11 protein-coding genes are annotated in these 10,945 nt (G+C 48.1%); 1 reads left to right on the plus strand and 10 read right to left on the minus strand.

What is annotated here, in order from left to right; genetic code table 11:
- Window positions 1-235: 235 nt before the first annotated feature.
- The 10 genes from VZT47_RS07520 to VZT47_RS07565 all read right to left on the minus strand — a co-directional run bounded on the left by VZT47_RS07520 (window position 236) and on the right by VZT47_RS07565 (window position 9,493).
- Window positions 236-883 (minus strand): Crp/Fnr family transcriptional regulator, encoded by a 648-nt coding sequence (locus tag VZT47_RS07520; protein WP_330224354.1) that lies wholly within the window; start codon window positions 881-883, stop codon window positions 236-238.
- A 51-nt stretch (window positions 884-934) separates the two neighbouring features.
- Window positions 935-2,182 carry an ATP-binding protein gene (locus VZT47_RS07525; RefSeq protein ID WP_330224355.1) on the minus strand — a complete coding sequence of 416 codons (1,248 nt, stop codon included), beginning with the start codon at window positions 2,180-2,182 and terminating at the stop codon, window positions 935-937.
- Between the two features lie 133 nt (window positions 2,183-2,315).
- Window positions 2,316-2,957, minus strand: coding sequence for a cupin domain-containing protein (locus tag VZT47_RS07530; RefSeq protein WP_330224356.1), 642 nt, complete (start codon window positions 2,955-2,957; stop codon window positions 2,316-2,318).
- 333 nt (window positions 2,958-3,290) lie between these two features.
- Window positions 3,291-3,575 (minus strand): hypothetical protein, encoded by a 285-nt coding sequence (locus VZT47_RS07535; RefSeq protein ID WP_330224357.1) that lies wholly within the window; start codon window positions 3,573-3,575, stop codon window positions 3,291-3,293.
- 44 nt (window positions 3,576-3,619) lie between these two features.
- Entirely contained in the window at window positions 3,620-3,871 is a 252-nt protein-coding gene (locus VZT47_RS07540; RefSeq protein WP_330224358.1) for a hypothetical protein, read from the minus strand.
- 25 nt (window positions 3,872-3,896) lie between these two features.
- A complete protein-coding gene (locus tag VZT47_RS07545) occupies window positions 3,897-4,142 on the minus strand; it encodes a hypothetical protein (RefSeq protein ID WP_330224359.1) in 246 nt (81 codons plus the stop codon).
- A 22-nt stretch (window positions 4,143-4,164) separates the two neighbouring features.
- Window positions 4,165-5,202 (minus strand): helix-turn-helix domain-containing protein, encoded by a 1,038-nt coding sequence (locus VZT47_RS07550; protein ID WP_330224360.1) that lies wholly within the window; start codon window positions 5,200-5,202, stop codon window positions 4,165-4,167.
- Between the two features lie 293 nt (window positions 5,203-5,495).
- The gene (locus tag VZT47_RS07555) at window positions 5,496-6,065 is read right to left on the minus strand and encodes a hypothetical protein (RefSeq protein WP_330224361.1); all 570 of its coding nucleotides are present in this window, start codon (window positions 6,063-6,065) and stop codon (window positions 5,496-5,498) included.
- A 572-nt stretch (window positions 6,066-6,637) separates the two neighbouring features.
- A complete protein-coding gene (locus VZT47_RS07560) occupies window positions 6,638-7,699 on the minus strand; it encodes an MmcQ/YjbR family DNA-binding protein (protein ID WP_330224362.1) in 1,062 nt (353 codons plus the stop codon).
- Window positions 7,700-8,164: 465 nt separating this feature from the next.
- The gene (locus VZT47_RS07565) at window positions 8,165-9,493 is read right to left on the minus strand and encodes a replication-associated recombination protein A (RefSeq protein WP_330224363.1); all 1,329 of its coding nucleotides are present in this window, start codon (window positions 9,491-9,493) and stop codon (window positions 8,165-8,167) included.
- 858 nt (window positions 9,494-10,351) lie between these two features.
- Between VZT47_RS07565 and VZT47_RS07570 the strand changes: the two genes are divergently transcribed.
- On the plus strand, window positions 10,352-10,780 hold the full coding sequence (locus VZT47_RS07570; RefSeq protein WP_330224364.1) for a C-GCAxxG-C-C family protein: 429 nt from the start codon (window positions 10,352-10,354) through the stop codon (window positions 10,778-10,780).
- The last annotated feature ends 165 nt before the right edge of the window (window positions 10,781-10,945 follow it).

Here is a 10,945-nt window from a genome sequence, read left to right on the forward strand (position 1 = left end):
ACAATGCTCTTGGAGAATGTTTAAATCATTATATAAAAGGGCCGCCTCACCTATAAAAATGCGGCCACCATAACTGCGAACTGATAACTAATAACTGATAACTATTTCCCCTAAAGTTTTTAAATAATGATTTTTATTTTTGTACACCCCCACCTGCCCTGATCCCTAATTCCCAATTCCTCTACGAAAAGACCTCCCGGCCGAAATGGCGCGGGAGGTTTTTTATTTCTAATCGTTAAAAACTAACGGCTGACAGCTTTGCTTCATCGACGATAGTCACTTTTCTTCCCATCTTCCTGATGGCTCCCTCATTTTCCATTTTCCTGAGTTTCCGGGAGAGAGTCTCGGGGGTGGTGCCGAGGTATTCGGCGAGGTCTTTCCATTTCATAGGGATGGTGATTTCCTTTTTCCCTGCGGAATGGGAAAGAAGCCAGGTGGAAAGCCTTTCTCCCACGTCTTCCATGAGGAGGAAACGGGCCTGGTCTTCCAGGTCTTTCATCCGTCTGGCGCTCATTTCGAGGAGTTTCAGGGAAAGCTCCGGTTTCTCAAGGAGGAGGTTCCTGAAATCTTTCTGCGAAAGCATACACACTTTCGTTTCCGCTCTCGCTTCCACGTAGATACTCTCATTCACCGCCCCGAAGAGGATATTTTCTCCCACATAGTCTCCCGGGCCCGTGATGCGCAGGAGCTGCTGACGCCCGTTTTCAGAGAGCTGATAGACGCCCAGGCTTCCGGAGGCGATGATGAGGAGGGAGGGACTTTCCATTTCATAAAGGGTCTCCCCTTTCCCGAAAGTTTTCTCGTGAAGGAGCCCTTCTATTTCCAGAATGTTTTCTTCTGAAAGTCCCCGGAAAAGGGGCACCGCTTGTGCGCAATGATGCATAGGTCCTCCTTTCGGGACCCGGCCGTAAAAATGGGGCCGGGATTTTTACGGTTACCGGTATAAACTGTCCGGATCCAGCAGGAAATCGAGAATGTTAATAAAAAGATAGCCTTTATCGTTATGCCAGGGTTCCATATCATCACCTGCGACCACGATTTTTTTGAAAGAGTCATTCAGTCTATCCAGAGAGGCCGTTTCCTGTGCCATTTTTTCCGCATCGGGCAGGGTAAAGGCGGACTGGATGTAGTACCGGCTGCTTCCCTGATTGCATACAAAGTCAATTTCCAGCGATTTTACGGTCTGCCGGCCATTTTCGGTTCCATATTTTTCTACAATGCCTACGTCCACATTGTAACCGCGGACCAGAAGTTCATTGTAGATGACATTTTCCATCAGGTGATTGGGTTCATACTGCCGGAAATTGAGCCGTGCATTTCGAAGGCCCGTATCGGTGAAATAATATTTACAGGGCGTATGGATATAGCGTTTTCCTTTGACGTCATATCGTTTTGCCTTTTCAATCAGAAAAGCATCTTCCAGAAGGGAGAGGTAAGCAGCAATTGTCTTATCACTGACCGGACTCCCATGGGAGCGGAAGGCATTTGACAGTTTGGTGGGATTTGTCAATGAGCCTACAGAGGAGGCAAGGATATCCACCATATCGCCCAGCACCGTATTTCCACGCAGATGATTTCTATCTACCACATCTTTCAGATAGGTGCTTTTGAAGAGATTCGACAGAAACTGCGCTTTCTGGGCGTCCGTCTTCCGTGTCAGAATCTGAGGCAGGCCGCCGTAGGTGAGGTACTGTCGCCAGGCTTTTCTCTGGTCATTTCCAAAAGCAGGGAGAAATTCGGCAAAGGTCAGCGGATACACCCGGACTTCATCTCCCCGGCCGCGGAATTCTGTCAGTATATCGGAGGAAAGAAATTTAGAATTGCTGCCGGTCACATAGATATCCAGATTTTCCCTGCGGGAAAGGCCGTTCAGCACGCTTTCAAATCCTTCGCAAAACTGGACTTCATCCAGGAGGATATAGTACATTCCTTCATCGATGATGCGGCTTTTGATATAAGTGCTGAGAGCATGCCGTTCCCGCAGCTCCTCATAGTCATCATCATCCAGAGGTATCCGGAGGATATGGTCCTCCTTTACGCCTAAAGATTGAAGGTACCGGAAATAGATATGAAATAAAAGGTACGATTTCCCGGTCCGTCTCATACCGGTAATGATTTTGATAGAGCCGTTTTCTTTCCTGTCGATCAGTTCATTCAGATAATGATTTCTTGCGATTTCCATGGCTTTACTCCGAAAAAAGTCAGTTTACTAAGTTTTTTCGTAATAATTATAGCTGTAATTTCTGAATTAATCAAGGAATGCTTTCTGCTCTATTACGAAAAAAGTCAGTTTACTAAGTTTTTTCGTAACAGGATCATTCTTCTGTGAGGAGCAGGGCGAATTTGAAATCTTTTTCTGCTTTCACGCTGTGACGGTCGCCGGTTTTCATGGCAAAATTTTCTCCTGCTTTCAGGATATAGGTTTTTCCTTCTCTGGTGATGAGTCCTTCCCCCTCCAGGCTGAAGAGGAGGGCATCCCTGGGGGCGGCGTGTTCCGGAAGGGAGGTGCCTTTTGCAAGGGAAAGGACCGCAAAGTGAACTTTTTCCGTATCGATGAGGTTCCTGTTGATGATCCGTCCTTCGCTGCAGGGTACGAGATCCTTCAGTGCAAAAATGTTTTTTTCGTTGATGGTATTCATGGTGAAATCCTCCTTTTTAAATCCGATTTCCATATAAATGGCGTCTTTTTCCGCCTTTACGTTCAGTTCTTCTTTGGGCGCTGCCAGGTAGAAATCCCCTGCTTTCAAGTGGAAATCTTTCCCCTGATGGATGGTGAGCTTTCCTGCAAGAAGGTAGAAGAAATGCTCTCTTTCATAGGCCGTATCGCTGATGCCCGTCCCCTCCGCCAGGGAAAAGAGAAGGCTGCAGGCCTCGTCATTTTCAAAAAGTTTCCGCGAAATGGTGCAGCCCGGAATGGGCGGGTTTTCGCGGGCCAGGGAGAATATGTTTTGATTCATGTTTCTCAGTCCTTTCTTCTTCGTTCTGACTGCAGTATACCCGCTTTTTATTGAAAAAGAATTGATGGGTGTCAAGAAATATAAAAAAGCTGTTAGTCGTTAGTCGTTAGTCGTTAGTCGTTAGTCGTTAGCCGTTAGCCGTTAGCAGTGGCCCATCCGGTCCGGGAAACGGGGAATGGGGAATATCTAATGGTTAATGGGCCGATCAACTGGAAATCCATTCTTCCTGAAAAGCCAGACATCGGGGATAATGGGGAATCGGGGAAATGATTGAAAACTCCAATAAAAAAGCCCGCCATCCAATGGAATGACGGGCTTTTTTTATGGATTGTTTCAGTTGATAGCGTAATCTCTTCTGATCAGCTGTTTCGCCTGCCGTTCTCTGCGGATTTTCTGCAGGCAGTTGTAGATTTCATCGATTCCTTTCGGGAATTCATCCGGTGTAAGGCCGGCGAGAGAGCAGAGGGCAAAGGCAAGGCAGGTGGCTGCTTCATTTTCGTCAAGCTTTGTATCCACCGAACCGCTCACGGTCCCATCTTTGCAGGAGAGGATCCGGACCACGATTTTTTCTTCAAATTCCCTATTCTTCTTCATTTTTTCTTCCAGGCTTTCTTCCATAGGCACCGCCCTTTTTTAATTCACTGTATGGATGGGGAACGGATTCATTGTAACGTGTACCACTCTGTATTATCCCCTTCCCTGTGGAAGCCGTACTTCACCGGTTTTTTCCGCGCCGCCGGTGCGGGGCCGTCTGAGTGAAGGTATAAATAAGTATGAATTTTTTCCAGCCGTTTCCGGTCTTCCGGAAGCAGCGGGCCGCGGGGCAGGGCCAGCGCTTTTCTGGCCGCCTCCCAGCTGTTCAGTTTCGGGTTGTTTTCGATGATTTCGTCCAGTTTTCTGATAATCTCGTCCATATATTTCCTTTCAGACAATCCATCCTTACGCCGCCATGACATACCTGCGCACATACCGCATAGCCCCGGGAATCCGTTCGATGGTTTTGTTCAGCCGCGGATTGCGTTTCCAGTCATGGAAGGCCAGGAGTTCTGCTTCATACCGCCCGTTCTCAAAGAATTTCCAGACCCCCTTTGAAAATTTCTGGGAAAAGAGGAAATAAAGTCCTTCTTTTTCCTGAAGGTAGAAATAAAGAACGTCATGGCCTTTCGAAACGACGATTTTGCTCATAGGCAGCTCCCTTCATCCATATTCAATTTTCAGTACGTATAATTTTCCGTTCTTTGTGGATAATCGGCCTGATTCCCAGCCTGTCTTCCAGACTGTGCAGTTGCTTCCATACTTCGGGCTCCGGTTCCCGCAGCAGGGCGGCGCGGATGATTTTAAGATCCCTTGCATCCATCACCACTTTCCGGGCTTCTTCTTTTTTCTTATCCAGTTCCCGTTCCAGAGACGCCCTCCTTTCCGGTTCGTTTTCCTTCACTTTTTCGATTTTTTCTTCGGTTTCGTCCAGTCCTTTCATCAGCCGATCCAGTTTTTCTACCAGGGATTCTCCGTAAACCCGGTGCATGCCTGTCTTCGTCACCAGCCAGGTGGCACCGGACTGCCGGCATTCCCAGGAATTGAAGCGGGATTTGATTTTCTTATCTCCTTTTTTCTGTCCTGCAAAAGCGGAAATGAGGGTGGTTGGCGCGATACCCCACATTTCTGAGGCTTCCCTGGCCGTGAGCACGTCGTCCAGCTCGAAGGCTCTGCCTTCTTTATACTTTCCATCGGAAATATTTGTCACATACTGGAGAGCAAAGCGGAAGCGGTGCAGGTCATCATCCTGATCCAGGGCAAACCGGCTGATAAATTTGCTGAGGTCTACTGTTCCTTCGTCCAGTACGATCTGATCGTCCTTATATTCTTTCGGTTCCAGGCACTCCTCTGTATCGATTCCGGCCGATTCCGGAAGGCTTTCGTAAAATTCCCGTTCCAAGGTGCCCGGTTCCGCCTCTTCCATCGCCGCTTCATAGTAAGGATCCGTGAAAATGCCGGGATCCATATCATGGATCGTTCTGCCGCCGGACGTGAACCGGAAGGTCACCTGCGGTTCCCCATCCATGGCCAGCAGCTTATCAGCCGCTCTTTCCTGTTCAGTTTTTGTCAGAATCAGCTGCACCAGACCGAGAACCTCGGTATGCAAAAGGGGTCTCCTGCTTCTTGCGGTCTGCGCGCTCATCCGCATTTCGCCTGTATTTTCATCGATCCAGGTGCGAATCATTGTCTCTGAAAATTTAAATTCCATTCTTATCTCCACCCTTCCATGAACAACTACTCCATTCAGTTACGTTATATTTTCTATTTCCTCCTTTCTATAACACCCATTTTACTCTTGTTTTCCATTTTTGTCGATGCTTTATTTCGTAAAATTTTCATATTATTTTTGCGTTTTTAAAATACTTTCGGAAAATTATCCGTACCATAAAAATCCCCCTGCTCTCCCCGGATGCTGCCCGGATTTTCCCTGTCCCTATTTCCGGAATAAAAAAAGGTGCGCATCTCACCGGATGCTCACCTTTTTCATTTGCCATTCAATTGTCACTTCTGAGCGGAATCTGCTTCTGCCGCCATCATTTCAGAAGGTCCATTTTTTGCCATCGGTACGTACCGTCTCGGCAGGGGCACATAGGTAAAATCCTCCGGCGAGAGGCGGAAAGCGGTTTCCGACTGATTACCCCGAATAGAATAACGGCCATTTGACTGCCGCCGGGTGAAGGAAATGGTATTTTTCCTGAATTCAATGGACGTGGTAAAGCCATCTCCATTTCCTTCATAGGTATACCGCCCGGTCCTGTGGGCGAGGAAACTGGTATCCCCGAAAGGTTTTCCCGGTCCACGGCGGAAAGACATGCGCACGATGATATCTCCTCCTGAAGCCGGAGCCACACGGATCAGGGTATAGGTACCTTTCGGATAGGACTTGGCGAAATCCTTATTTCCATAGAGACCGCTCACCAGCTCCGCTTCCATTTCATTTCGCCCGTTTAAAATATAAGGCCGAATCCAGGGAGCCGGAGGCATCATGGCCTTTACCTCTTCTGCACCCAGGGCAGAAAGAGGAAATACGCAGGAAAGAGCTAAAATGGCAGTCAGGATTTTTCGTTTCATGGGAATCACTCCTTTTTTAGTTATCAGTTCGCAGTTAGCAGTGGCCTGACTTTTATTCGAATAACTTTTGACGCACTCTGCTTCGAAAGCTGAAAATAGATAATCCGGTGGACAACTGATACTCCAACAATACGGAAAGCTCAAAACTGATTACGTTACGCATGAATCTTTTTCTTCATTTCCGACTTGTAAGATTGTACGCCCCTCCTGCCCTTTGGGCACCCTCCCGGACGCGGGAGGGACGCATGGAATCATTTGTGTCCATATCGACATGTAAATTTCTACCGCGATTTCCATCCGTCAGTTTCAACGATGAAACCCTATGAGTCAAATGGGCATTTCACCCCCTGCCTGTGCACAGCCCCATATAAATTTGTCAGCGCATCAGCGCTGACACCTTCCCTAATCCCCAACCCCAATTCCCAATTCTTTTCTGCTGTACGGGCTTTTCAAACTCGTCTGAGTACATTCCCCATATATATTCTGCGGCCATCAGGCCGCTACCTTCCCGACAATCCCGACTCAAAAGCTGCTCCCGGGAAAGCTAACTGCTAACTGCTGACAGCTAACGGCTATTCGAACTCCACCCGCCCCGTCACTTTCATGGCGCTTCGTATATTCGTGATGCCCTGTTTTTCGAGCCAGGATCTGGGGTATTTTTCCGGTTCAAAAATCCTGAGGAGCCGGATTTTCATTTCTTTTGTTACTTTCTGTTTTCCATGGCCTTCCAGATCGCAGGGGATGTCCGTTTCGGTGACGAGACATTTGTAGCAGATGGCGGCCACCGGTTTTGTAATGTAGATGTAGACGAGATCGCCTTTTTTCACATGGGTCCGCTGGTTCCAGAGGATTTCCGGTTCTTTCCGGAAGGCAGCGCCTACGTCGAAATAGTAGTAATTGGCCGGAATGAGCCAGGTTTCCGGGCCTTCCTTTTCAGGGACGGCCTTGGGCGCCCTCCCCTTTCGCCCGCTGACGAGACGGTAGCTTTCGGAAATGAGGAAATGGAGCGCTTCATCAGATACCGTTTCATCCAGAAGGATACTCACCCAGTATTTCTTATTCATATGATAAGCAGGAAACAGGCCATCCATTTCAAGCGCCTTTTTCATCGTTTCGGTGCTGAGCTTACTATTGATGATATCTGTCTTTCCTTCCCCTTCGGTCACTTTCTTCCGCGGAAGGTACATGACGATACCGAACCATTTGTCACTTTCCGGATGGCGGAAGACGCCGTATTCTTCCAGACTTTTCCAGGGAAATTCCACTTTCACCCCATAGGTCTTCTGAATCCAGGCAGCAAGCCGGTTCGCCTGGGGCTCGGTGAAAACGTCTTCTTCGAAGCATCGTTCCCGGATTTCTTCCAGAAGTTCGCAGTATTTTTCTCTCACTTCGGATACAAAGGCCCCATCCATGGTCTCTATACGGATATTTCTGTATTCTTCCCCGGAAAAAGACTCGAAGACCTTCCCCTCGACCTCTCCCTCTTCGGAAATATGGAGCTCCGCGCAGAAATCGCCCTCCATAAACTCCCGCCGGAGAGTATAGCCGCCCTCTTCCCTCACAAATCCGAAAGAAAGAAGCTTTTCAAAATCCGGGTGATGACGGCGGAAGATTTTACTTTCGATATCAAACATGGAAATCACTCATTTCACGACTACATGTTGTATATGATTTATTTTTAGGAACACCTCTATTCCGCAAAATTGAAAAATTTTCATTTTTGCGGAATAGAAGTGACGTTGGTAGTGCTTAGTTTTTAGTGCTCAGAAGTACACACGTCAGTCAACCACTGCCCGTCAGAGAAAAACACTGCGCTTTCTCTATTTGCCGCGCGGGGCCGGGAATACAGATAGTCTCTCGTTTGGAAATACAGGTCCCGGTGCGGCAGGGAATACAGGTACAGGCCGCTCATGCAGAGCCACCGCCTGTGCAGAATCAAATTCAGCACATTTACAGGCCAAAGGTCGTGCGCGAAGCGCACTATATCAATTGGTTCACGAAGTGAACCATATCCTTCCCGACTCCCGATAGTCCCGATTCTCCCGACAACCCCGATTCAAAAGTGGTTCGGTCTTAAAGTCCCCCCTGGAAAACGGTCATTATTTCTCATTCTCATGCTCTTTTTTCCACTTTTTAATCCTCGCCAGCCGTTCTTTCAGCGTTCCTTCGAGGCCCATCCCCGCGGGCTGATAGTATTCCCTCCCCAGGAGGGAATCGGGGAGGCACTGCATGGAGGTCAGCTTTTCTTCCGTATCGTGGGCATACTGGTACCTTTTGCCATAGCCCAGATCTTTCATGAGTTTTGTGACTCCGTTTCTTATATTCAGGGGCACTGGTTCAGCCAGATGTTTCGCTGCATCCCGTTTGGCCGATTCATAGGCCACATAGGCAGCATTGGATTTCGGAGCGAGACTCATATAAATAACGGCTTCGGAAAGATTGGCAGAGCATTCCGGCATTCCGATGAAATGGCAGGCCTGATAGGCAGAAACAGCCACTTCCAAAGCCTGGGGGTCTGCCAAACCTATATCTTCGCTGGCAAAACGGACGACCCTTCTGGCTACATATAAGGGATCTTCGCCCCCTTCCAGCATTCTGGCCAGCCAGTAGACCGCCGCATCGGGATCAGAATTCCGCATGGATTTATGGAGGGCGGAAATGATATTGTAATGTTCCTCCCCGTTTTTATCGTAAAGAAGGGATTTCTTCGATGTGCACTGTTCCAGGGTTTCTTCGGTAACTTCGATGGTACCGTCTTTTTTGACGTCTCCGTTTAAAACGACCATTTCCAGAGTGGAAAGGGCAGTTCTCGCATCGCCATTGGCAAAAATGGCGATGGCCCGGATCATATCACCGGTGATGGAAATTTTTTCATGTCCAAAGCCTCTTTCGTCGGTCAGGGCATGGCGGAGGAGACCCATGAGGTCCTCTTCTGTGAGCCCTTTCAGGACGAAAACTTTACACCGCGAAAGAAGAGCGCTGTTGATTTCAAAAGACGGATTTTCCGTAGTGGCCCCGATAAGGATGATGCTTCCCTTTTCCACGAAGGGAAGGAACGCATCCTGCTGGGATTTATTGAAACGGTGAATTTCGTCCACGAAAACGATGGTCCGCAGGCCATACTGCCGGTTCCGTTCCGCTTCGTTCATCACGTTCCGGATATCCTTGATGGAACTGTTTACGGCAGAAAAATCGATGAAGGACGATTTCGTATGATTGGCGATAATCCGGGCCAGCGTCGTTTTCCCCACCCCCGGAGGTCCCCAGAAAATCATGGAAGAAATCGTATCGCTTTCAATCATGCGGCGAAGCACCTTTCCCGGGCCGAGAAGATGGGTCTGGCCCACATATTCGGAAAGGGACTGAGGCCGGAGCCGGGCCGCCAGAGGCTGGGGCACGGTCCGGGCAAAAAGAGAATTTTCTTCCATGAATATCACCTTGTGTATTGAATAACGAAATGAAAAATCAAAGTCCAGGACACTTTTGAATCGGGAGTGTCGGGGCAGTCGGGGGTATCGGGGCAGTCGGGAAGGTGGCGGCCTGCCGGCCGCTGAATTTTTATGGGGATTTTGCACAGGCGAGTTGTAAGACCGACTGCCTCAATGAATATGTCAAGAGACGGCCTGCACAATTCTTATCGCACATCCTCATAAAAAATGTTTGTTATCTCAATGATAGCACGGATTCATAGAGCTTTGTAAAGGAATACTGCCCGAAGTTCAGGTTCCCGGAACCTTTATCAGAATTAGTATAAAAACAGGGATTCATCTTTTCCGGTACAGAAACGACCTGCAAAATTCCTTTTGGGGAAAATGTTTTATTTACCCAATTCCCATTCAATAGAATTTTCGGTTTTCATTCGGTGAAATTTTTTTCCATTCAGTGATTTTTGTGCTTTTCATTCAGTGATTTTTGTGCTTTCCATTCGGTGATTTTTGTGCTTTTCATTCAGTGATATTTGTGCTTTCCATTCAGTGATTTTTACACTTTCCATTCAGTGATATTTTATTATTTCAGAACCATATTTTTCATAGCTGCGGCGCCCGAGCATTTACGCTGCCATCCGGGAGCCTCGACAGCTCCTAGCCCCCAATCGATGCAAAGGTCATCGAAGAAGAAGGTTTCCAATAAAAAGGCGCCTGCATCATTTTAAGGCGCCGCCTTCCCGAATTCCCAAATCTGAAGTCCGCAGTCCGTTTTCTTCCACTTTCCTGTTTATTTCCTTCCCAAACTCCTGTACAATACAGCTAAGGAGGGCTTATTTCCATCAGAAAGGCGGGATGAATATGGAAAACGTACGTGAACTGGCAGAAAAATACCATGGAGAAGGCTGTAACTGCAGTGAATCCGTGGTGAAGACTTTCAATGATACCCTGAATCTTCAACTTCCGGAGATTTCCATCCGCATGGCTTCGGGCTTTGGCGGGGGAATAGGCCGGTCCGGGTGCGCCTGCGGGGCCCTGACAGGATCCTGCCTCATCATCAGCGCCCTGGCGGGACGGGTGAATCCGGAGGAAAAGCCGCTCACCGATATTTATCCCTATGTCCATGAATTCCATGACCGGTTCAAGAAGAAATTCGGTGCCACCTGCTGCCGTGTGCTGAACAGGAAAACCCCGGGGACCCCGGAATTTCACAATCACTGCACCGGGCTCATCATGGATACAGCAGAAATGCTGGATGAATTCCTGCGGGAGAAAGAACTTGTGAAATAGGGATTAGCCGTTAGCCGTTAGCAGTTAGCAGCAATATCATTAACTTAACAGCTGCTAAAGTGCTTCCACATCGAAATTTCGCTATTGCGTTTAAAGGAAATAGGGCCTTATTCACCCTGTTCGGAGTAAATTTTAGTAGTTTTGACCGGTTTTTGAGGCACTCTA

The organism is Dialister sp. (assembly GCF_036343215.1).
Taxonomy (GTDB): domain Bacteria; phylum Bacillota; class Negativicutes; order Veillonellales; family Dialisteraceae; genus Dialister.